The 21706-nt window shown below is 70.5% G+C and carries 20 protein-coding genes; 12 read left to right on the forward strand and 8 right to left on the reverse strand.

Annotated features, from left to right (window positions below):
- Positions 1-21 precede the first annotated feature (21 nt).
- Together ID554_RS16275 and ID554_RS16280 are read right to left on the reverse strand one after the other, a co-directional pair.
- A complete protein-coding gene (locus tag ID554_RS16275; RefSeq protein WP_117229929.1) occupies positions 22-1701 on the reverse strand; it encodes a right-handed parallel beta-helix repeat-containing protein in 1680 nt (559 codons plus the stop codon).
- 96 nt (positions 1702-1797) lie between these two features.
- The gene (locus ID554_RS16280; protein WP_158573801.1) at positions 1798-1965 is read right to left on the reverse strand and encodes a hypothetical protein; all 168 of its coding nucleotides are present in this window, start codon (positions 1963-1965) and stop codon (positions 1798-1800) included.
- A 348-nt stretch (positions 1966-2313) separates the two neighbouring features.
- Between ID554_RS16280 and ID554_RS16285 the strand changes: the two genes are divergently transcribed.
- The 8 genes from ID554_RS16285 (at position 2314) to ID554_RS16320 (ending at position 8684) form a co-directional block, all read left to right on the forward strand.
- Positions 2314-3171: a helix-turn-helix domain-containing protein gene (locus ID554_RS16285; protein ID WP_158573800.1), complete on the forward strand. Its 858-nt coding sequence runs from the start codon at positions 2314-2316 to the stop codon at positions 3169-3171.
- Positions 3168-3377: a DUF397 domain-containing protein gene (locus ID554_RS16290; protein ID WP_117229927.1), complete on the forward strand. Its 210-nt coding sequence runs from the start codon at positions 3168-3170 to the stop codon at positions 3375-3377. The genes ID554_RS16285 and ID554_RS16290 overlap by 4 nt, the downstream gene beginning before the upstream one ends.
- Before the next feature lie 184 nt (positions 3378-3561).
- Positions 3562-4707 (forward strand): DNA cytosine methyltransferase, encoded by a 1146-nt coding sequence (locus ID554_RS16295; protein WP_223884112.1) that lies wholly within the window; start codon positions 3562-3564, stop codon positions 4705-4707.
- A 36-nt stretch (positions 4708-4743) separates the two neighbouring features.
- Complete coding sequence (locus ID554_RS16300) at positions 4744-5466, forward strand: GIY-YIG nuclease family protein (RefSeq protein ID WP_117229926.1); 723 nt, start codon at positions 4744-4746, stop codon at positions 5464-5466.
- Between the two features lie 156 nt (positions 5467-5622).
- Positions 5623-6321, forward strand: coding sequence for a very short patch repair endonuclease (locus ID554_RS16305; protein WP_117229925.1), 699 nt, complete (start codon positions 5623-5625; stop codon positions 6319-6321).
- Between the two features lie 226 nt (positions 6322-6547).
- The gene (locus ID554_RS16310) at positions 6548-6931 is read left to right on the forward strand and encodes a YwqJ-related putative deaminase (RefSeq protein ID WP_117229924.1); all 384 of its coding nucleotides are present in this window, start codon (positions 6548-6550) and stop codon (positions 6929-6931) included.
- Positions 6928-7413 carry an SUKH-3 domain-containing protein gene (locus ID554_RS16315; protein ID WP_117229923.1) on the forward strand — a complete coding sequence of 162 codons (486 nt, stop codon included), beginning with the start codon at positions 6928-6930 and terminating at the stop codon, positions 7411-7413. The genes ID554_RS16310 and ID554_RS16315 overlap by 4 nt, the downstream gene beginning before the upstream one ends.
- Positions 7410-8684, forward strand: a complete 1275-nt coding sequence (locus tag ID554_RS16320; protein WP_117229922.1) for an SseB family protein — start codon at positions 7410-7412, stop codon at positions 8682-8684. Before ID554_RS16315 ends, ID554_RS16320 begins: the two co-directional genes overlap by 4 nt.
- Here the strand turns inward: ID554_RS16320 and ID554_RS16325 are convergent, their stop codons facing one another.
- The 5 genes from ID554_RS16325 to eccCa form a co-directional block, all read right to left on the reverse strand.
- Positions 8685-9164 carry a hypothetical protein gene (locus ID554_RS16325; RefSeq protein ID WP_117229921.1) on the reverse strand — a complete coding sequence of 160 codons (480 nt, stop codon included), beginning with the start codon at positions 9162-9164 and terminating at the stop codon, positions 8685-8687.
- Positions 9165-9167: 3 nt separating this feature from the next.
- Positions 9168-10421 carry a type VII secretion-associated serine protease mycosin gene (gene mycP, locus ID554_RS16330; RefSeq protein WP_117229920.1) on the reverse strand — a complete coding sequence of 418 codons (1254 nt, stop codon included), beginning with the start codon at positions 10419-10421 and terminating at the stop codon, positions 9168-9170.
- A 107-nt stretch (positions 10422-10528) separates the two neighbouring features.
- Positions 10529-12253: a hypothetical protein gene (locus ID554_RS16335; protein WP_117229919.1), complete on the reverse strand. Its 1725-nt coding sequence runs from the start codon at positions 12251-12253 to the stop codon at positions 10529-10531.
- A 34-nt stretch (positions 12254-12287) separates the two neighbouring features.
- Entirely contained in the window at positions 12288-12905 is a 618-nt protein-coding gene (locus ID554_RS16340; RefSeq protein WP_117229918.1) for a hypothetical protein, read from the reverse strand.
- A gap of 128 nt (positions 12906-13033) precedes the next feature.
- Positions 13034-16996 carry a type VII secretion protein EccCa gene (eccCa, locus tag ID554_RS16345; protein WP_117229917.1) on the reverse strand — a complete coding sequence of 1321 codons (3963 nt, stop codon included), beginning with the start codon at positions 16994-16996 and terminating at the stop codon, positions 13034-13036.
- Between the two features lie 170 nt (positions 16997-17166).
- Here eccCa and eccD point away from each other — a divergent pair, with 170 nt between their 5' ends.
- Entirely contained in the window at positions 17167-18555 is a 1389-nt protein-coding gene (eccD, locus tag ID554_RS16350) for a type VII secretion integral membrane protein EccD (protein ID WP_117229916.1), read from the forward strand.
- 3 nt (positions 18556-18558) lie between these two features.
- Here eccD and ID554_RS16355 read toward each other — a convergent pair whose 3' ends face one another.
- Positions 18559-19311 (reverse strand): SUKH-3 domain-containing protein, encoded by a 753-nt coding sequence (locus ID554_RS16355; protein WP_117229915.1) that lies wholly within the window; start codon positions 19309-19311, stop codon positions 18559-18561.
- Positions 19312-19455: 144 nt separating this feature from the next.
- Here ID554_RS16355 and eccB point away from each other — a divergent pair, with 144 nt between their 5' ends.
- From eccB to ID554_RS16370, 3 genes are all read left to right on the forward strand, one after another.
- Positions 19456-20883, forward strand: a complete 1428-nt coding sequence (eccB, locus tag ID554_RS16360; protein WP_117229914.1) for a type VII secretion protein EccB — start codon at positions 19456-19458, stop codon at positions 20881-20883.
- A gap of 158 nt (positions 20884-21041) precedes the next feature.
- On the forward strand, positions 21042-21371 hold the full coding sequence (locus tag ID554_RS16365; RefSeq protein WP_117229913.1) for a WXG100 family type VII secretion target: 330 nt from the start codon (positions 21042-21044) through the stop codon (positions 21369-21371).
- 16 nt (positions 21372-21387) lie between these two features.
- The gene (locus ID554_RS16370; RefSeq protein ID WP_117229912.1) at positions 21388-21678 is read left to right on the forward strand and encodes a WXG100 family type VII secretion target; all 291 of its coding nucleotides are present in this window, start codon (positions 21388-21390) and stop codon (positions 21676-21678) included.
- The last annotated feature ends 28 nt before the right edge of the window (positions 21679-21706 follow it).

Consider the following 21706-nt stretch of genomic DNA (forward strand, 5'->3'; position numbering starts at 1 on the left):
TCCCTGACCGGCCCGGCATGGTCAGCGTCCGATCGCGGCCTGGACGTCGGCGACCGTCACGGTACGCAACTCGTCGAGGCTGGGTCGCTGGCCGGTCTGGCGCAGTCGCTGTGCCTGTGCCTTGCGTACGCCCTCGAACAGCTTGCGCGCCTCCCGGGCGTTGCCGAAGTTCTCGTCCCGTTCGATCGTGCCGAAGTGCTCCCGGAGCACCTCGGAGACCCCGTCGTCCAGAAGGTATTCGTCGCCGGTGGCCATCCGTTCCACGATGACGACCAACTGCTCCGGCGAGTAGTTGCCGAACTCGACGGTCCGCGCGAAGCGGGAGGCAAGACCGGCGTTGGCGTCCAGGAACGTCACCATGTCACCGGTGTAGCCGGCGGCGATCACGGCGACCTCGTCGCGGTGGTCCTCCATCAGCTTGACCAGCGTGTCGATGGCCTCCTGACCGAAGTCGCCGCCGCTGCCGAACGAGCGGGAGAGGGTGTACGCCTCGTCGATGAAGAGCACGCCGCCCCGCGCCTGATCGAACGCGGCGGCGGTCTTCTCGGCGGTGTGGCCCAGATACTGTCCGACCAGGTCGCGGCGGGACACCTCGCGGAACGAGCCGCCGGGCAGCGCACCCAGCGCGGCGAGCAACTCGCCGTAGATGCGGGCCACCGTGGTCTTGCCGGTGCCCGGCGCACCCGCGAAGATCAGGTGGTGGCTCACCGCGCCGACCGGCAGCCCGGCGCTGCGCCGCCACTCGTTGACCTGGATCTCGTCGATCAGGGCGCGGACCTCGTCCTTCACTGACTCCAGGCCGACCATCGCCTCCAGGTCGGCGAGCAGCTTCTCCACCCGGGCGGTGTCCTGCGGCGTGGCGGCGCGGGCCGCTGCCGCACCGAAGGCCGCCTGCCGGCTCACCCGGCCCTCCACGATGGTCGGGGAGGCGCCCTCGGCGATCTCGATCGCCGGTTCGGCGGTGTTCTCGGTGGTGCACTCGGTGACCGAGCCCTGGCAGCCCCGGCCGAACGAGACCGCCGGGCCACGGGTGTCCCGGATCCGGCAGCGCCGCAGCACCGGCGCGCTCTGGTGCACCACGGCGACCCCGGCCTGACCGATCTGCGAGATCTCGCAGGCCTCGATGGTGGGCTTGCCGTACTGGTAGATGTAGATGCCCCGGTTGCCGCACCGGGTCACGGTGGTGGTGCGGATCGTCGGGGCGGCGCCGATCCGCACGATGATGCCGTCCTCGGCGAGATCGGTGAACTCGCACCCTTCGACGCTGCCGTCGGAGTCCTCGACCACCAGGCCGTAGCGTCCCCCGGTGACCCGGCAGCGGGCCAGGTTGAACTCCGAGCGACCGGCGATCTGGACGGCGGCGCCGAAGCCCGCGCTCAGCTCGCAACCGGTCAGCGTCAGCTTCGCCCGGTCCGCCACCACGACCGGCGCGTCACCCGCCTTGAGCACCAGGTCACGCAGCTCCAGCCGGCCGGAGTTGCAGGAGACCGTCGGGTACGTCCCGGAGGAGGCGTCGATGGTCACCGTGCCCGGCCCCTCGGCGGCGACGACGGTGGCGCCACGATCGTTGACGAACAGCGCCTCGTAGTAGGTGCCGGGGCTGACCGCGACGACGGCGTCGTCGCCCGCCGCCGCAAGTGCCTCCCCAATGGACGGGTAGGCGCCGGCTTGGTCCGTCGAGACGAGAAGGGTGCGCGTCATGGCTCCGGGGCTTCGTGCGGCGAACAGGTGGGGGCTGGACCGACGATATCCCAGCCGGACTACGCCATGGGAGCCTGTCGCGGCCGGGATGCGGCGTCAGCCGACCGAGGGCTGCGGGTGTGACTGCGGTACGAGGACCTCGACGCCGGACCAGTCGATGTACTCGTTGGCGAATTCCCGGTCGGGCTCGCCATCCGGGTCGAGAGTGCCGTACGAGGCATAGAAGCGACCGAAGCCGTACCCGCCGGTGGACAGGGTGGCCAACGCCCAGGGCCGCAGCTTGGCGGAGAGCTCCCCGGGTGCTGCCGGTCCTCGGTGACCCGGACGACGCCGAGCAGGTCGTACGACTGCGCGACCGTGCCGGCGTCGAGCACCCGGCACAGCGAGAACGCGTACGGCACCTGTTCCGCCTGATAGACCCACCGACCCGAGTACCCCATCACTGCCCTCCGTCCATAGAAGCTCGACTGATTTTCCGACAATGCACGATGTCACGGTTGATATCAAGCTTGCAGGAGGGAATACTTGCTATTGTTAATGGCATCGATTCAAGGAGGCAGCATGTCTACGTCACCCACTGGTGCTGCTGGCGCACGGCGGCCACTGTCACAGATGGAGTCCTCACCCGTAGTGCAGGCATGGGAGCTGGGGTTACGCCTCCGTCAGCGCCGAGAGGAGGTCGGTCTGACCGCTGCGGCGGCGGGTCGGGCGATCGGCATCATCCAGGCGTACGTCTCCGGCGTGGAGGCTGGTCGAGTCAAGCTTCCTGCTCACCGGCTGGCCCAGATCGTGGAGACCTACGAGTTGGAGCCGGAGGACGCGGCCGAGTTGGAGGAGCTACGGTCGGGTGCGTCCCGACGTGGCTGGTGGCACGAGTACGCCCAGCTCTTTCCGGCGGAGTTCCTCCGCTACCTGGGCTACGAGGCCGGTGCCGAGCAGGTGCGTGGCTTCCATCCGGAGGTTATCCACGGCCTGTTGCAGACCGAGGAGTACGCCCGCGCGGTGATCCGGGGTGGCTCCACCACGATCCGGCTCACCGAGGTCGACCGGCGGGTGGCTGTCCGGATGGCACGCCAGGCCCGACTCGACGGCCCGCATCCGCTGCGCATCAGCGCCGTGCTCAGTGAGGGCGCGTTGCGTCAGCAGGTCGGTGGCGCGAAGGTGATGCGCGGACAGCTCGATCATCTGGTCCGCCTCGCCACCGACCGGCCCGAGCAGTTCGAGATCCGGGTGCTGCCCTTCACCGTCGGAGCGCATCCCGCCTTCGGCGGTCCGTTCCAGGTGCTGTCCTTCGCGTCACCTCGGCTTCCCGACCTGGTCTGTCAGGAGATCCTGACCTCCATCGACATTATCGACCAGCCGGTGCGGGTCACGGACTATGTGGTCACCTTCGCCGAGACCCGTGAGCTGGCGCTAGGCTCGGAAAAGTCGCTCGACTTCATCCGCCGGACTGCCAAGGAGATGACGTGACTGCGCAGCCCTTCGCCGTCGACCGTGACTGGTTCAAGTCCTCCCGCAGCTCCGACAACGCCAACTGTGTCGAGGTGCGGCTTGCTGGTGGTGGGGTGGGCGTACGGGATTCGAAAGATCGTGGTGGTCCGGTTCTCGCCTTCGGTGACGGTGCCTGGTCTGCCTTCCTGCACGCGTTGAAGGCCGATGCGGCCCCACCGGCGTAGTCGCCACCTCCGCCGAGGCGTCGGAGTCGGCACTAACTTGATCTTCGCTCCTCGGGCTGACTTCATGCGGACCAGCGATTCTCCCGGTGGCGCCTCTGTGGTCATGTATGCACCATCTGTAAGTTTGGGCGAATGCTGGCGTGCCGGTGGAGCGGTGATCCTATGGCGCCTGTAGGGTGCTCCCGTGGTGGAGGAGTTGGCAGGTGAACCGCAGCCGACCATCCGGGCAGCAGAATTCTTTGCGGGCATCGGGTTGGTCAGGGAGGCTCTGGAGCCACTCGGTGTTGAGGTGGTGTGGGCCAACGACATCGAGAGGGCGAAACGTGATGCGTATGCCGCCAACCATGAGGCCACCCATTTCCAGCTAGCGGACGTCCGGAAGGTTGCCGCCACGGATCTTCCTCCGAATATTGATCTAGCGACGAGTAGTTTTCCTTGCGTGGATCTGTCGCTTGCTGGCAACCGTCGAGGGCTCGTTGGCTCACAATCAGGCATGTTCTGGGAGTTTGCGAGAGTCCTACAGGAGATGCAGGAGCAGCGCCCCCGCGTGGTCCTCCTAGAGAACGTTCAGGGCTTCGCCACAAGCCATGGCGGCAAGGATCTTACTGACGCCTTGGTCAGGCTTTCTGAGCTGGGCTACTCCTGTGACGTTTTCGCTGTTGATGCCCGGCACTTCGTGCCGCAGTCACGGCCTCGAATGTTCATTGTCGGGATCCGCAGCGACCTTCCACCACAGGCGCGAACGGGCATTCCCCCGATCTCGGACGCCCGTCCTCCGTGGGTTCAGCGTGTGCACACCGCGCATGAACACCTCCGGATGCATTACCTGCCGCTTCCTGACCTTCCTCAAGGCCCGCAAGACTTGTCCAGCGTCATCGAGAAGATGGACGAGGCTGATCCTCGATGGTGGACCCACGACCGGGTGGCCGCCTTCGTGGAGTCCCTGAGCCCAGTGCAGACCGCTCGCATGGAGGTCCTCCGAGACGCCAGGAACATCTCTTGGCGGACCGCCTACCGCAGGACGAGGCGTGGCGTTGCCGTCTGGGAACTCCGCCGAGACGCGATCGGCGGCTGCCTACGTACAACGGGAGGTGGCTCCAGCAAGCAGGCGCTCGTCGAGATCGGCAAGGGTGTGGTCCAAGTCCGTTGGATGACGCCGCTGGAGTATGCGCGGATGATGGGTGCCGGCTCGTACAAGCTCAACGGCGGGACGCCTAACCAGGCGCTGTTTGGCTTCGGCGACGCTGTCGTCGTGGACGTGATCCGGTGGATCGGACAGCACTATCTGATTCCCGCGTTGCTCTGGCAGAAAGTGCCGCAAGCCACGTAGCATGCCTCGGCACTGTCCGAGAATCTATGGAGCATCGTGGCAAGGATCCCGAAGAAGGACCAGCCGCCGCGCGCGGTGAAGCTCATCCGCGCCGAGCTGGGCAATGTGATGGCACTCGCCGATCCTAATGATCCGGCCCACCGGATCGGTGATGCGGTCGGCGTCTACGCCTACTTTGACTATGACGATGAGCCGATCTACGTCGGCCAGACTTCGTCGTCCTTCCGGGACCGAATATCCCGCCACCTGACCGGGCAACGGTCAGACGCTGTCGCGAAATTCATCTTGGATCCTTTTGAGGTGGCGTCCGTATCCATGTGGAGTCTGCCGCATGTCGCGGAAGCGGAGAGTCTGAAGAGGCCCGGACAGCCGGCGGGGTCATCCGAGAAGAAGACTCTCCTAAATCCGTACGAGTACACTGTCTATCGGACACTCGAAGCCCAGTCCAATTTTGGTGCCGTCTTGAATGAGGGGGCGATCCAGCCGTCCGAGCTGGTCGATCTTCCGCCCAGAGTGCATGCATGCATCATTCCCGATGAGTTGTGGGAGGACAGAAAGCACTCAGATGTGCGTATCGCGCGCCGAGCGGCCACCATATCTCGTCTGTCGCAGATGATCTCTGAGCGTGAGGTGTCGGGTGGGATGCGCCGAACTCTGCTCCTCCAGGCCCAGCGGCTGACCTGGCTTGCCGAGCAACGCATCTATGAGATCGGTGCCGAGTTGCCCGATTCGGAGGACGCGTCGATTGGCGACGAGTAGGGATCGCCTCCGATGTCGTAGTATCGACGTGTGCCACGACGCCGCGTGGAACTCTCCCCCGATGACCCCCGCCACGGGACGACGAACGGTTACGGCAACCTCGGATGCCGGTGTGAGCGCTGCCGTGGGGCTCACCGGCAGAGCCACAGCCGATACATGCAAGGGGTGCGAAGATCAAGGGAACTCGTCAGCGGCAGCTCCGGCCACGGAACATCGTATCGGTATGATGTCGGATGTCGATGCGATGAATGTCGAGAGGCGCACAACTCCAAGAGCCGGGAAACCAAGCAGCGTCTTCGGGAGCGCCGGCTCAGCGAACGCGGCAAGTCATTGAGTGATCGACTTCCCCCAGCGCCGCCTCCCTCATCAGCGTCGGCGTCAATGCGCTCGAACCGGCATCGAGACACCAAGCCTGAGCTGCGACTACGCAGGGCGCTTTACGCGCGCGGCCATCGTTATCGAGTCGCTCTCCAGGTAGTCGCAGCCGGGATGAGAGTCCGACCTGACCTGGTCTACCCAAAGCGGAAGATCGCCGTTTTCATCGATGGCTGCTATTGGCACCGCTGTCCGGAGCACGGCAGGTTGCCTGCCGATCCAACCGGGTACTGGGCCGCAAAGCTTCAACGCAACGTAGATCGAGACCTCCGTGTCACCGGCGCGCTCACGGCGGAGGGATGGCACGTGCTGCGCGTTTGGGAGCACGTGCCCCTTGAGGACGCGGTGGTCCTCGTAGAGGCCGCCTGGCAAGCTAGGGCTGTCCTGCCCCTCAAGCCACCTCAGCCAACCCGCCTGCCGTCAATCGGTCCTCCTGGAGAGCCGACCGCCGCCGGTCCCGCCACGTCGAGCGGACCTTGACGCTACGGACGTCGGCAGGTCGGACGGTGGTCTGTTCGGCTTGCCCGGGTCGATGGCAAGCGGGATGGCCTGCGCCCTCCCGGCGGGAGCTCGGCCCTCGCGGCTCGACCGGCTCGACGGGCGAGGCCCGGGCCGCGCCGGGACTTCGATGCACGCGCTGGCTAGGCTCGGCGGGCGAGTTCGGGCCCGCACCGGGCCGGATCCTTGTCGACGTGCGGGAGGACGGATGACGCAGCCGCGGATGCTGCCGCTGGCGGCGGGTGCGCTGCTGGCCGACGGCGCCGTCTACACCCACACCTCGATACGCGGTGACGTGCCGCCGGACCTGCATCCGGTGGTCCGCCGCTTCCTGCACGGCCTGCCGGTCGACCAGCGTGAACGCTTCGCCGGCTGGTGCGCCGAGGCGGTGCTGGTCTCCGACCGCCTGTACGCCGCAGAGGAGGGCGGGCCGCCGATCGAGGCGGCTCGGGCCCGTGCGCTGCTCTGGGGCGCGAAGGTACGGGTGACCCGGGTACGCGAGGAGGGCGATCCCCGCCACGGCGAGGTCCAGCCGCCCTGCCGATCCTGCGCTGCGCTGCTCGACTGGTTCGGTATGGAGGCGTTGACGTGACCGGACGGTTCCCACCCCTGGTGGCCGAGGCCCTTGCCGAGGCGGGCTGGTCGCCCGAGGGCCGCGACGACGACCGGGGCCGCGAGTGGGCGTTGCGGATCGCCGCCCACGCCACCTCCGGCGGCCGTCAGCACGTGATGACGGCTGCGGCCGTCGCCGCGTACGCCGAGTTCGGCGGCTTACGGGTACAGCCCCGGGGCGAGGGCGAGCAGATCGCACCGAGCGAGTTCCACCTGGACCCGTTCCTGGTGCGGCAGTCGGTGGAGACGCTCGCCGAACTGGCCGAGGCGATCGGGGCGCCGCTCAGCCCGCTCGGCGAGGAGGGCGGCGGCACCGGGATCCTCGCCGTCGACGCGCAGGGCCGGGTGTTCGTGCTGGACCACACCGGGGACTGGTTCCTCGGGGCGGACCTGGACGAGGCGATCACCGGCCTGGTGCTCGGCCGGCAGCCGCAGCGGATGGACCGGGACGGCGGCTGGTGACCGACCGGCAGCCCACCACAGGTTGGCAGCCCAGCACCGCCACCGAGCGGGCGTTGCTGGCCGCCGCCGAGGCCGACGACCGGGCGGCCTTCCTCGCCGTGCTCGCCGACGGCCCGCTGCTGCTGCCCGTGTCGCCATCGGCGGCGGCCGGTCTGGAGCCGGTGGCCTGGCCCACCGGCACCCACGACGGGATCACCCATGTGCTGGCCTTCACCTCGGCGGGAGCCATCGCCGCCGCCATGCCCGGCCGGTCGGTCGACTACCACGTGTTCGCGCTCGCCGACCTCGCCGTCGACTGGCCGGACGACGACTGGATGCTGGTCGTCGACGCCGGGTTGCCGATCGGTGTGCGGCTGACGGCCGAGGAACTGCGGTCGGTTGCCGCGCCCGTGGTCGAGGCGGAACGGCCGCTGCGCGAGGCGATCCGGCGGCAGGACCCGAACGCGCTGATGTCGGCGCTGTTCCGGGCCGAGCTGGTGCTGCCGCTACGTCCGGACGGCCCGGCCACCCGTGACCTCACCGACCCGGAGTTTCCCTGGTGGAGCATGCCTGACGAGGAGGGTCGGCCGAGCCTGCCGGTCTTCACCTCCGAGGCACGGATGCGTCAGGCGTTCGGTGAGCACGACCTGGTGGTGATCAACAGCCTCCAGCTCACCGACCACTGGCCGGACCTCTCCTGGCAGTTGCTGCTCAACCCGGACACCGCGCTGGCGGCGGCGCTGCCCGGCGAGGCACTGCTGAAGCTGCGCGAGTGGGTCGGCGAACTGCGGCAGGTGATCACCGAGGCGACCGAGGAGGAACGGCGTCGCCGCGAGACGGCCGCGTACGCCGAGCCGTCGCGGCGGGGCGTACCGGTGCCGCGTGCGGCCCCGGAGACCGAGGTCGACGAGGGGCCGGACCCGGACGTACCGCTGCTGCTACAACTGGTCATCCCGCACCGTCACCTGCCGTCCTACCTCGACGACGGGTACGACCGGGCGGCCGGGCTGGTGCACGCCTGGCACGGCCCGGGGCGGGACACCCCGGCACGGCTCTACCGTCGACTCGGGCTGCTCGGCGAGGGTTCGCCCTTCGAGGAGAGGGACGAGTGGGTGGCCGTGCTGCGCTGGCCGCCCGGGGAGGCCACGCCGCCGGAGTGGGGTGAGGGTCGACCACGCATGGAGTCGCTTGTCGTACCGGACGGCACCGCCCTGCACTGCCTGCACCAGGACGGTCGTGACGAGCTGCTGGCCCGCTTCGACGCGACCGCCCGACGCTGGTCCCCGGCCTGATCAGGCTCGGCGGCCGGCGAACCAGGCGCGGGCCGGTGGGCTGCACACCAGAGCGAGCGAGACGCCCGCGAGGCCGCCCACGACCAGTGGGGTGACCATCGTCGGCTCGAAGGTCAGCTTGCCCTGCGTCAGCAGCGTGACGATGACGACGACGAAGATTCCGAACGTGAAGCCCGCCGGCACGACCAGTCCGGCCGCGCCGTCGCCCTGCCAGGCCATCATCATCCCGAGCGAGGCGAGGAACACCACCAGCAGGGCGAGCGCGAGTACGGCGCCACCGATGCCCACCACCAGCAGGCGACCGATCCCGCTGCCCTCCGTACGCAGCATGGCCAGGAAGAAGGCGATCCCGGCGACCAGCCAGACGGCGACCGCAGGCACCATCAGCAGCACCGCGAGCGTGACCACGACCGGGCGTGATGGCACCGCCGCCTCACCGGCGGTGGGTGGGGACGACTCGGGTTCCTCCTCCGGATGCATCGGTCAACCGGGCGGCCGGCGCCAGACCGATTCGTCGGCGGGATCGTCCGGTCCAGCCGGTGGGACGTGCGTCCCGGGCGTCGGGCCGACCGGTCCGTCCCCGTCCACCGCGACGGCCCTTGCCCGACGGGCGCGACGCAGCAGTATGACGGCCGTCACGGCCCCGACGAGGAGCACCAGGATTCCCACCCAGATCAGGACCACGATGACGGTCTCCGCCGGGCCGGGCCCCTCGACGGCGCGGGCCGCCTCCAGGCCCGCGTCGAGCTCCGGTTCGTCGGGTGTCGCCGCGCTACGGGCCCGACCGTCCGGCTCGCCGGTCAGTGCCGCCCGCAGGTCGAGCACACCCCATCCGTAGTACAGGTCCCGGCCGGGATCTCCGGCGTCCCGCGTGGTTTCGAGCAGGCGCTCGAAGAGCTGGTACGCGTTCAGGTCCGGATACTTCGCCTTGACCAGTGCCATCGCTCCGGAGACGATCGCGGCCGACCCGCTGTTGCCGATCGCGGTGACGTACCGGCCGCCGGGGGCGGCCTGCACGATGTCCTCGCCTGGCGCGGCGATGTTGACCTCTTCGGCGGGCAGGGCGGCCTCTTTGCTGATGACGCCCGCACGATCGGTGCCGTTGACGGCGATGGCGCCGGGGTGCCGGGCCGGGTTGCCGATGATGGCGTCCTTGCGGTTGCCGACGGCGGCGACCACGACCACGTTCCGCTGGTACGCCCGGTCGACCGCCCGGTTCAGCTCCTCGTTGTGGCTCGCGCCCAGCGAGACGTTGACGATGTCCGCACCGTTGTCCACCGCCCAGTTGATGCCGGCGGCGATCGCGGTCGGCGCGATCACCGCACTGCGTTCGCTCTTGATCGTGACCGGCAGGATCTTGGCCTTCGGCGCGACACCGAGTACGCCGTCGCCGTCGCCCGGCCCGTGCCCGTGCCCGGCGATCAGCGAGGCCATGCCGGTGCCGTGCCCCTCCCGGTCGACGCGGCCCTTGGCCTTGTCGTCGTAGAGGTCCACACCGGGCACGACGTTGTCCCTGAGGTCCGGATGCGTCGCGTCCACCCCGGTGTCGATCACCGCGACGGTGACACCCTCGCCCCGGCTGATCCGGTGCATCTCGGCCAGTTCCAGGGTCTTCACGTGCCACGAGTCGTCCCTGGTGGAGTCGGCCAGCGCGGGTGCGGCGGACACGACGAGGGCGGCCAGAACGCTCGCGGCGGTGAGCGCCACGGTGGTCATCGGTCGGGTGAGGAGACGCATACCCGTCTGCCTTCCGCTGGTGGGAGCCGTTCGACGGCCAGGAATGTGGACGGTCACCGCATGGTACGGACCGGCCACCGGAATTCCGGTGACCGGCCCGCCGCTGCTCAGGACTGCCCGAGCGCCCGTCCCTGCTCGCGAGGGCGCTGCTCGGTCGGCGCCTCGACCACACCGACCGCGGACGACTCGGTGACCCACAGCTCGTCGTCGCCGTCGCCGTACTCCCAGGTCTCCTGCTCCCCGTCGCGCCCCTGACCGGTACGCGGCCTGGGCACCGAGGACCCGGCGCGACGTCCGCCGAGCGACGGCGCCGGGCCGGTGGTCGGCGCCGGACGGGTGGCACCGGTGCGACCGCTCAGGCCAGGTCGGGCACCGGTGCCCGGTGTGGGCGTGCCGGGCGGTGGGGTCGGGGGCGTACCGGCACGGCTGACCGGCGCGGCACCCGCCTTGGGCGGCTTGCCCGGCGCGGCGCCACGCGGGCCGCCGAGGCTCGGCGGCGGCGTGGTGGCCGGACGCCCGGGGGCAGCGCCCCGTGGGCCCGGCCGGGCCGTGGAGCCCGGCAGCTGTGGGCTGGACGGCGGTGGGGTGGGCGAGCCGGTCGGCCGGAGCCCGCCCGGTCGGCCCGGGCGAGCACCCGGTGCACCCGGCGTGCCGGTGTTACCCGGCAGGGTCGGACGGTTCGGCGCGGGCCCCCGCTTGCCGCCCGGAGGCGCGCCGGCACCGTTGGCCGGACCACCGGCCCCGGGAAGCGTGGGACGGTTGGGAGCCGGACCTCGGCCGCCCGGCGGCGTGGATCCACCGGTGCCCGGCAACGAGGTGCGCGGGGCGTTCGGGCGTCCCGAGCCCGGCGGGTTCAGGCCGGGGTTGGTCGGACGGAGCCCGGGACCGACCGGCGGCACCGGTGGGCCGGGCGTGACGGGAGCGTTCGGCGTGGAAACCGGGGGCGGTGCGGCCGGCGGCGGCCCGGCCGGGGCGACCGGAGCCGTGGTGCCCGCGAGGCTCAGGCCGTCCGGCGTGCCGGGCGGAGGAGCAGCTGGCGCAGCGGGCCGGTCGCCCGTGTCCGGCTGGTTCGGCATGCCCGGCCGATTCGGGCGGGAGCCGTTGAGCGAGGGAGCGCCGGGTCGGCCGCCCGGTGCGCCCGGTGCCGTCGGCCGGGGAACGTTGGACTGGTCGAAGAGCACGGCGTCCGTCGGGCCCTTGAATTTGCCGCCCCGGGAGATGTTCGTGATGTACGTGTCGATGTAGAAGTCGGCCAGCGGCTTGACGATGTTCTTGGCGCGCTGGTGATAGTCCTTCTGCACTTCGTCGTACGGCTTGCCGTTGTTGATGCCGAAGAGGTCGCCCAGCTGGATGCCCTCGTCGGCGGCGCGGCGGTCCGCCTGCCGGATCTGCTCGGCCCGGTACTCCTCCCAGAGCGTCTTCATCTCGGTCTGGGTGGTCTTGATCTTGCTGGCGAGCTGATCCAGACCGGTGGCGTTGTTGGTGGCGACGGTCTTCCACTCGTCGAGCGAGTGCAGCGTCGCGCCGACGCGGCCCATGAAGACGCGGGCGGCCGGCGACTGCCACTTGGCGTCGAGCGAGTCCGCGTGGCGCCTGAGGTTGTCCCGGGTGGCCTGGAGCAGACTGGCCGCGCGTCGCCACATCTCGGCCAGCGCGGTGGTGCGTTCGTCGCTCTCCTTGCGGACGTACTCCCACATCTCCTCGATGTTCACTGAGTCCCATGCCGTGGGCTCGTACGGCGTGGACTGGCCGGCCCGCTCGGCCGCGTAGTCGTCCGACACCCCGGAGTACATGTGGTAGCTCGGCGGCTGCCAGCCGTAGTAGTCGCTCATCCCCGCTCCTCAGGCCCCCCGTTCCGCCCTGCCGTCACTGCAGACTCGACTGGTCCAGTCGGAGATCGTCGCCGTGCATGCGTTCACTGTCGCCCGGGATCACGTACGCGCCCGAGCCCTCGCCGATGACCTCCCGCTGGGCCCACTCCGGCGTCTGCTCGCGATCACTACTCGGGATCGGGTCCGTGCCGTGGTACGGATTCGTCACCGGGTCGGTCGCCTCCTGGGGAACCGTCTCGGCCGGATCGGTGGCGTCGCCCTCCTGCCACGCGCCGCTGAGCGTCTCCTGACCGTCGACCGCGTGGAACGCGTTGAAGACGTCGTCGTTGGTGGCCTGGGCGAGCGCGTCCCCGGTGAGGTACTCCGCCGAGATGGACATGGCGGCGGTGCTGAGCGCGACGAGCCCCTTCATCGCGTCGCCCATCAGGTGGGACACCGCCATCCGGCTCTCGTCGTGCCGGCCACGGAAGAACCTGGCCTCCTTCATCCCGCCGCCGCCGAACGGCGCCTGCACGGTGAGCATGGGTTGCAGGCCGCCCTCGAAACTGGGCCGGAAGTTCTCGTCAAGCTCCTTCTGTATCGCCTGCGCAAAGTCCTTGAGCTGCTGGATGTCGACGTTGATCTCCTCGTCGACGAGCCACTCGTCGCCCATGTCCCTCCCCCGATCACTCACATGGCACCGGGCGCGGCCGGCCTTCGCCCCGTGAGGGCGGTCCCGCAGCCGCGCACGATAATCCACTCTGGCCGACGTTAGCCCGTCCGGGCAACCCCGAACCGTGCTCAGGAGCGCGGTGGGAGGTGCACCAGTTGCACCAGTCGGGTCCCGCCGCGCCGGGACACCAGCCAGCCCCGGCCCGGGGGCAGCGGCCCGGGTCGGACGGTACCGAGCAGCACGCCCTCGTCCCGGTTGCCGGACATCACGATGCCCGGCGTGCTGATCTCCCGCAGCCGCATCAGCACCGGCTCGTACAATGCCCGGCTCGCGCCACCGGTCCGGCGGGCGATGATCAGGTGCAGGCCGATGTCCCGGGCCTGGGGCAGGAACTCCAGCAGCGGGGTCAGCGGGTTGCTGCCCGCGCCAGCCACCAGGTCGTAGTCGTCGACCAGCACGTACAGGTCGGGGCCCTTCCACCAGTCGCGGGCCCGCAGCCGCTCGGCGCTGATGTCCGGCGGCGGCAGCCGGTCCCGCATCACCGCGGCGACCTCGGTCACGATGCCCTCGGTGACCTGTGCCGTGGAGCCGTACCCGATCAGGTGCGGCGAGTCGATGTCGCCCAGCAGGCTGCGTCGGTAGTCGACGAGGACCAGGCGCGCCCGGGTCAGCTCGTTGCGGTCGACGATCGTCTGCGCCAGCGCCCGCAGGAACGTGCTCTTACCCGACTCACCGTCGCCGAACAGGATGAAGTGCGGGTCGGCGGCGAAGTCCAGGTGCACCGGACGGAGGTCCACCTCGGCGATGCCGATCGGCACCCCCGGGCGGCCGGTGTCCGGCAGGCTGCCGTAGGGGACCACCGGCGGCAGCAACCGGATCGGCGGGGCACCCGGGCCCTGCCACGCGGCGGCCAGGTCGGTGACCAGCTTGCGGGCCCCCTCGGGAAGGGTCTCCGACTCCTGCGCGCCGTCGGCCCGGGGCAGCGCCGCGAGGAACTGCTGGCCGTCCGCCGTGATGCCGCGTCCCGGTGACTTGTCCGGCACGTTCATCGCCGCCCGGCGGTCCAGGTTGGAGTCGCTCGCGTCGGCCAGCCACAGCTCCAGCCGGGTACCGAAGACATCCCGTACGGCCGGCCGCAGGTCCATCCAGCGCCCGGCGGTGACGATCAGGTGGATGCCGAAGGAGAGACCACGGTTGGCGATGTCGTTGATGGTGGGTTCGAGGTCCTCGAACTCCGACCGCAGCGTGGCCCAGCCGTCGATCACCAGGAAGACGTCGCCGAACGGGTCGTCGTCGTGCTGCCCGTGGCGACGCGCCCGCCGGTACTCGGACATCGAGTCCACGCCACGCTCGGCGAACCGGCGCTCCCGCTCGCCCATCAGCAACTGCAACTCGGCCACCGTACGCCGGACCAGACCGGCGTCGAGCCGGGTCGCCACCGAGCCGACGTGCGGCAGCTCGCGCAGCGAGGAGAGCGCGCTGCTGCCGAGGTCGAGGCAGTACACCTGGGCCTCCCGAGGGGTGTGCGTCAGGGCCAGCGAGGTGACCACGGTACGCAGCAGCGTGCTCTTGCCGCTCTGCGGACCTCCGACGATCACCGCGTGACCCGCCGCCCCGCCCAGGTCGAACCAGAGCACGTCCCTGCGTTGCTCGAACGGCTTGTCGACGATGCCCACCGCCACCTGCAACTCGCCGAGCAGGCCGGCGTGCGCCACGGTCACCCCGCGCGCCGGGTCGGCGGTCAACGGCGGCAGCAACTGGTCCAACGTCGGCGGCTCGGCCAGCGGCGGCAGCCACACCTGGTGCGCCGGCTTACCCCGACCGGCGAGCCGGCCGACCAGAATGTCCAGCACGCTCTCGCCGACCCCGTCGACCGGTTCCGGCTCCTCCTCCGGCTTCGGCGTCCGGGTCACCGGCGGGGCGACGTAGGCGGTGGTGTACTCGCGTACCCGATCCCCGCCGTCACCGGCCGCGACCGCTGCGGCGGTCTTGCTCCGGTACGCGCCGGAGACGTACGCGGCCTTGAAGCGCTCCAGCGGCTCGGTGCCGAAACGCAGGTAGCCGTGGCCCGGCGACCGGGGCAGCTCGTACGCGTCGGTGGCGCCGAGCACCACCCGCGACTCCATCGCAGAGAAGGTCCGCAGACCGATCCGGTACGACAGGTGGGTGTCGAGCCCCCGGAGCCGCCCCTCCTCCAGCCGCTGACTGGCCAGCAGCAGATGTACGCCGAGCGACCGGCCGACCCGGCCGATCTGCACGAACATGTCGATGAAGTCGGGCTTCGCGGTGAGCAGCTCGGAGAACTCGTCGCAGATGATGAGCAGGCTCGGCAGCGGCGACAGCGGGGCGCCTGCCGCCCGGGCCTTCTCGTAGTCGCGCTGCGAGGCGTAGTTGCCGGCGGCCCGCAGCAGCTCCTGCCGGCGGACCAGCTCGCCGTTGATGGAGTCCGTCATCCGGTCCACCAGCGGCAGCTCGTCGGCCAGGTTGGTGATCACCGCACTGGTGTGCGGCAACCCGTCCAGCCGGGTGAAGGTGGCGCCGCCCTTGAAGTCGACCAGGACGAAGTTGAGGCTCTCCGACGAGTGGGTCGCCGCCAGCGCCAGCACCAGGGTGCGCAGCAGCTCGGACTTGCCGGAACCGGTCGCGCCGATGAGCAGCCCGTGCGGCCCCATGCCGTCCTGCGCGGATTCCTTCAGGTCCAGCTCCACCGGCCCACCGTCGGTGCCGATCCCGATCGGGACCCGCAACTTGTCGCGGTTGGGTCGCGGCTGCCAGGCCCGGTCCACGTCGAACTCGTACGGGTCGCCGATGTCGAGCAGGTCGGCCAGGCCCAACTCGCTGGTCAGCGGGGTGTCGCCGCCGCCCCGGGAGGCAGCCGACAGGCGCAGCGGAGCCAACTGCATGGCCAGCGCCTCGACCTCGGCCGGCCGGCAGTCGTCGGCCCGCCCGATCTCCGCCGGCCCGTCCACCGTGACGCTGTCCAGCTTGCGCTCCGCCGACACCTCCAGCACCAGCCGCGCCCGGTCGAGCAGACGCGGTGCCGGGGTGGAGAGGTCGAGCAGGGTGACGCCCTCCACCCCGCCCTCGGTCATCAGGTGATCGGAACCAGCGGTGTCACCGCCGTCGACGACCACCAGCACGTGTGGACCGGAGACCTGCGGACCACCGCCGCTGGCGTTGAACCGGGGCCGGCTGGCGAGCACGTCGTCGAGCATCGCCTCCAGGCCGGTCACCGAGGGTGCCACCAGCCGCAGTTGGCCCAGCGCGTCGGTGCGTGACGGGTGCAACGCGTGCGGCAACCACTTCGTCCACTCCCACTCGGCCCGCCGGTCCGGCGCCACGCAGATCGCGACCAGCATGTCGTCCGGAGCGTGGAACGCGGCGGCCTGGGCGAGCACCGCCCGGACCATGCCCCGCGCGGCCTCGATGTCGCCGCGCAGATGCACCCGGGCGAACCCGTTCAGCGCCATCGTCACCGGCAGGTCGGGCACCTCACCGTAGGTGGTGAGGAAGCGACGCAACGCCAGCGCGCACATCGGCTCCAGCTTCTCCAGCGACGTGGCCGGCGGCGGCACCAGGGGCGTGGCCAGCTCCTGCGGGCCCAGGCCGATCCGGACCGTGCCGAAGTCCACGTCGCCGCGCCGACGCTCCCACAACCGCTGCCCCAGCGGCAGTGACCAGAGGATGTCCGGGTCCGGATGCCGGTAGAAGGCCGCCTCGCGCTGCTTGCGGATCGTCTTCAGCACCCGGCGCCGCTGCCGCGACAGATGCGTCATGTACTCCCGGCGCCGCTGCGACATCTCCTGCTTGCCCGGTCCGCCCGAATTGTTGCTCAGCTGCGAAGCGAGCATGCCGATGGCGGAGAGCCCGAACAGGCCGCCGGTGACGTACCCGAGAGTCGATCCGCCCCGGCCGGCGAACATGAGGGCCATCGCGAACGAACCGGCGAGCATCGGCAGCAGCATCATCATCTGCCCCCAGGCCTTACCGGTCGGCGCCGGCACCTCGGGCGGCGCCTCCAGGAGCACCTCGCCGGAGGGGTACTCCGGCTCCGGCTGCCGGGCGGGTCGTTTGACGACCACCGTGCTCACGTGACAGACCTCCGTTGCCTCTCGCGGGCGTCGTGCGTACGCCCGGGACCCCCGTGCGCTCGGCCGTCGCGGAGAACCGGCACCCACGTCACCGGCACATGGTAGGTAGCCTTCTCCCGTCAGGACAGCCGCGGGCCCATCGGCCCGCTCCTCGTACCGAGGGGTCGTCAGTGGTCACCCAGGCCGGAACCGGACTCGCGCGCATCGCCGTCGTCGCCCCCCACCGACGGCTGGACCTCGCGCTGCCCGAGCATCTGCCGCTCGTCGGACTGTTGCCCGCCGTGCTGCGCCAGGCCGACGAGGAACCGTCGGACGGCACCAGTCACGGCGGGTGGACGCTGCGCCGCAGCGACGGCAACGCCATCGACCTGACCCGTACGCTCGCCGCGCAGAGCATCCGCGACGGCGAGACGCTGCACCTGGTGCCGCGCCGCACCGAGTGGCCGGAGTTGGCGTACGACGACCTGATGGAGGCCGTCGCCGACGGCGCCCGACGTCGCGGTGTCGTCTGGACCCCTTTCGCGACCCGACTGACCGGCCTGATCGTGGCCGGCGTGCTGCTCCTGCTCGGCCTCGTCGTGATCGTCACCTCCACCGAGCCCGGCTGGATCGGCGGCGCCGTCGCGCTCGGTACGGCCGCAGTGCTGCTGGCCGGCGGGATCGTGCTGTCCCGTGCGATGGCCGACTCCCTGGCCGGGGCGGTCGTCGCCGCCGCCGGGCTGCCCTACGCCTTCGTCGGCGGCGTGCTGGTCATCGGTTCCGGTGAGTCGGTCTGGGCGCTGGGCGCGCCGCACGTGCTGCTCGGCTCCGCCGTGCTGCTCCTCTCCGGCCTGCTCGGCCTGCTCGGCGTCGGGGACGCGACCCGGGTCTTCGTGGCCGCCGTGTTCGTCGGATTCTGGGGCATGGTCGGCGGGCTGCTGGCCTTCGGCTCGATGGACGCCGCCCAGGGCACCGCAGTCGTGGTCAGCGCGGTGGCCCTGCTGCTGCCGGCGATGCCGCTGCTCTCCGTACGGCTCGGGAAGATGCCGATGCCGGCGCTGCCGCGTACCGCCGAGGATCTGCTGCGAGACGAGCCGCAACCCAGGCGTGAGATCGTCTACCAGGCCACCGCCCGCGCCGACGAGGTACTCACCGGGATGATCTTCGGGGCCTTCGTCATCACCGTCAGTTGCCTGGTCGTGCTCACCGCCACCGGCGCCGTCTCCGCGCTGCTGCTGGCCGGGGTGATCTCGCTCGGCTACCTGCTGCGGGCCCGGCTGGTGTCGACCGTCCGGCACCGGGTGCCGATGCTCGCCGTCGGCCTGGCGGGGCTGGGTCTGCTGCCCCTGGTCGGCGCGGCCGACGCGTCGACCGCAGCCCGGGTGCTGGCGGTGCTGCCGGTGGCCCTGGTCGCGGCCGGGCTCGCCGCCGCCGCCGGGCTCGCCTACAGCCGACGCCCCCCGTCACCCCGGCTGGCCCGCCTCGGCGACGTGTTGGACATCCTGCTCCAGCTCGCCATCGTGCCGGTGGCGTGCAGCGTGCTGGGCCTCTACGCGTTCATGCGCGCCATCAACGGCTGACCCTCAGGTCTGCCAGTCGAGGTCGCTGGCCTCGGCCATCGGGCCGCCTCGGATGAGTTTGACGATGGCGGAGTCGATGTCGGGGCCGACGAAGAAGTCGTCGGCCCAGTGCAGCATGAAGACGCGTCCCTGGGCGTCGACGACGAGTTCGGAGGGGCCGTCCTCGTTGTTGCCGATCGGATAGACCGGGTTGTTGAACTCCTCCACGAATTCCCGGGCGCCCTCTGTGGCCACGCCACCCAAGGTGGGATGGATAAAGCTGGTGAAACCTCCGCCTAGGTCGTCGTCATCACCGAACTGGGGGAGTCGCAGTCCGCCGAATTCGATCAGTGCGGCGCGGGCGGCGGGGGAGCATTCCAGTCCGGTGAGTTCGTCGGCGAAGCGTCGCATCCAGTGGTTCACGGCGGCGGTGGCGTCGCGGCCGGGCCGCCAGCCGGCTTTGTCCAGCACCTGCCGTACGTCCGGCGGGAAGCGTCCCTCGGCGGCGCGATGCTGTCGGTACTGCTCGGCAACCAACTGCGCAGGTAGCGATGCCCACTGTGACACGTCGCCGGTTTCGCGGTCGATGACCGCATTGGGGTAGCCGGTCGATGCCGGAGGAGCGGGTGGTCCGTGCGTGATCGGTCGTGCCGGTATTACTCGCCAGGCGACGTAGCCGAGGTCGAACTCGTACAGTTCGACCTCGGGCTCGGGGCCGGGTCGGCCGGCGGAGGCCCACTGGCGTGCGATGGCCAGGGCCTGTTCACGACTGATCATCGAACGACTCCTCGGGCTGCCGAGTTCGGTTTCGCCGGCCGGGTCCGGGTGCGGGCACCGGCTGGCCCGGCGCCCTGCATATGGTAGGCACCGCGCGGTGCGGCCCACGTGACCGTGCCGGTGTACGCCAGGGGGAGGGGTGCCATGCCGTCGCGGCGGGACCAGGTCCAGTCGTACCAGTTCTTCGTGCAACGGATGACCTCCGCGCTGGTGGCGCGCGAGCCCGACCCGGAGTCCGCGCCGTTTCGCCGGCTCGGTGGCGCCGGTTTCGCCAGCGTGATGGTGGCCGTGCTGTTCCTGGGGGCGGTCGGCGTCTACGGCCTGCTGCGCCCCGGAGGCGCCACGAAGTGGAAGGAGGGCGGTGCGGTCATCCTGGAGAAGGAGACCGGCACCCGCTACCTCTACCGGGAGGGCCGCCTGCACCCGGTGCTCAACTACGCCTCGGCCCTGCTGGCCATGGAGTCCGCAGCGCCGACAGTGTCGGTCTCCCGCAACTCGTTGGTCGGCACCCCCCGTGGCTCCCGGATCGGCATCCCGTTCGCACCGGATGCGCTGCCGGCGTCCAACCGGATCCTGGATGGACCGTGGACGCTGTGCACGCAGCCCGCCCGTAACGCCGCCGGTGGGATCGTCGCCACCACGGTGCTCACCGTCGGTCGGGCACCCGAGGGCGGGCGCGAGCCCGGCGACGCGGCGCTGCTGGTACGCGACCGCAAGACCGAGCGGCTGCACCTGGTCTGGCGTGACCACCGGTACGAGATCCGTAACGAGAAAGTCGTGCTGGAAGGGCTCACCATGAGCGCCGAGCCGGTGGTGGAGGTCGGTGGCGCCTGGCTGAACGCGCTGCCCGCCGGAGAACCGATCGCACCTCGCCGGGTCTCCGACCGGGGTGCGGCCTCGACCGCGGTGTCGAACGCCCGGATCGGTCAGGTCTTCGTGGTGGAGAGCCAGAACGCCACCCGCCAGCACTACCTGGCCGAGCGGACCCGGCTCGTGCCGCTGACCCCGGTGCAGGCGGACGTGGTGCTGGCCGACCCGGAGACTCATTCGGCGTACCCGGACGGGTCGGAGCCACGGGCACTGGAACTCGCCGCCGGCACCGCCGCCGCCGCGCCGAAGGGGGAGACGCCGGCTCAGGGCCGACACCGCGCCCCGGAGCAGCGGCCCGAGATCGCCCGACTGACCGGTGACCAGCCCGCCGTCTGTGCCGCGTACCAGCCGGACCAGGACGAACCGACGCTGCTGCTCGACGCCCAGGTGCAACCGGTACGCGAACCGGTGCGCACCGGTGAGCAGACCGGCGACGGCATTCCGCTGGCCGACCGGGTGGTGATCGCACCCGGCTTCGGCGTCCTGGTCGATGCCGTGCCCTCGCCGGACCAGCGGACCGGCACCCTCAACCTGGTCACCGACATCGGCTACCGCTATCCGCTGGCGTCGGAGGGGGTGGCGGCGATGCTCGGCTACTCGGGCGTGCAGCCGGTGCGCCTGCCCGCCAGCCTGGTGGTCCGGCTGCCCGCCGGTCCCGCCCTCGACCCGGCGATCGCCAAGCGGGCCCTCGATCCGGAGTGATCCGACCAGCCACAATGGAGGTGCGAGCCGGTCGCCCGGTCTAGCGTCGACTGGACGTGACCCGTTACCGTTCGTACGACGATGGTGCGTGAGCGCCGACTGACACGCCGCCCCCGGTGACGCGGGGCGATCGAACGAGGACGGGGGTGACTTCCGCCATGTCGATGAACACCGACACCGGCTTGATGCTGAAGACCGAGGGTGACGTCGATGCCGTCGCCGACCGGCTCACCGGCAACCTCAACTCGCTGATGGACCAGCTCGCTCCGCTGTACGACCAGTGGAAGGGTGCCGGCGCGGGATCCTTTCACCAGGTCCGTGAGCGGTTCGACCAGGACATGGCCCGGCTCAACGTCGCGCTGCGCGCGATCGCCGAAGCCGTGGGATCGGCCGGTAAGGACTACGACGTCAGCGACGAGGAGGTCCGGGCGGACATGGAAGGGGCGGGTGCGACCGCCGGCCAGATCACCGCGGCGCTGAAGCTCTGACGGGGGAGAGAAAGTCATGACGGAGATTCGGTACAACTTCGCCGGCCTCAACGCGGCGGCGGACAGCTGTGGTGGTGCGGTCCGGAACATGACCAGCGAGCTGGACGGGCTCAAGTCCGGCATCGCTCCGCTGCTCGCGACCTGGGACGGCGAAGCCCGCGAGGCGTACTTCCAGCGGCAGGGCGAGTGGGAGTCGGCCGCCAACGACCTGCGTGATCTGCTCACCCGGATCGAGCGGGCGCTGCGCGAGTCGGCGGGCAAGATGCAGGCCCGCGAGGCGGCGAACCGGCAGAAGTTCGGCGGCTGACCCCGCCACCCCGAGTGACAGCTCGACG

The sequence above is a fragment of the Micromonospora craniellae genome (assembly GCF_014764405.1).
Taxonomy (GTDB): domain Bacteria; phylum Actinomycetota; class Actinomycetes; order Mycobacteriales; family Micromonosporaceae; genus Micromonospora; species Micromonospora craniellae.

What these genes read in the sequence shown, in the direction of transcription:
- ID554_RS16275 (WP_117229929.1), bottom strand. Translation starts at nt 1,701, where the DNA reads ATGACGCGCACCCTTCTCGTCTCGACGGACCAAGCCGGCGCCTACCCG.
- ID554_RS16285 (WP_158573800.1), top strand. Translation starts at nt 2,314, where the DNA reads ATGGAGTCCTCACCCGTAGTGCAGGCATGGGAGCTGGGGTTACGCCTC.
- ID554_RS16305 (WP_117229925.1), top strand. Translation starts at nt 5,623, where the DNA reads ATGCAAGGGGTGCGAAGATCAAGGGAACTCGTCAGCGGCAGCTCCGGC.
- ID554_RS16310 (WP_117229924.1), top strand. Translation starts at nt 6,548, where the DNA reads ATGACGCAGCCGCGGATGCTGCCGCTGGCGGCGGGTGCGCTGCTGGCC.
- ID554_RS16325 (WP_117229921.1), bottom strand. Translation starts at nt 9,164, where the DNA reads ATGCATCCGGAGGAGGAACCCGAGTCGTCCCCACCCACCGCCGGTGAG.
- mycP (WP_117229920.1), bottom strand. Translation starts at nt 10,421, where the DNA reads ATGCGTCTCCTCACCCGACCGATGACCACCGTGGCGCTCACCGCCGCG.
- ID554_RS16335 (WP_117229919.1), bottom strand. Translation starts at nt 12,253, where the DNA reads ATGAGCGACTACTACGGCTGGCAGCCGCCGAGCTACCACATGTACTCC.
- ID554_RS16340 (WP_117229918.1), bottom strand. Translation starts at nt 12,905, where the DNA reads ATGGGCGACGAGTGGCTCGTCGACGAGGAGATCAACGTCGACATCCAG.
- ID554_RS16355 (WP_117229915.1), bottom strand. Translation starts at nt 19,311, where the DNA reads ATGATCAGTCGTGAACAGGCCCTGGCCATCGCACGCCAGTGGGCCTCC.
- eccB (WP_117229914.1), top strand. Translation starts at nt 19,456, where the DNA reads ATGCCGTCGCGGCGGGACCAGGTCCAGTCGTACCAGTTCTTCGTGCAA.
- ID554_RS16365 (WP_117229913.1), top strand. Translation starts at nt 21,042, where the DNA reads ATGTCGATGAACACCGACACCGGCTTGATGCTGAAGACCGAGGGTGAC.
- ID554_RS16370 (WP_117229912.1), top strand. Translation starts at nt 21,388, where the DNA reads ATGACGGAGATTCGGTACAACTTCGCCGGCCTCAACGCGGCGGCGGAC.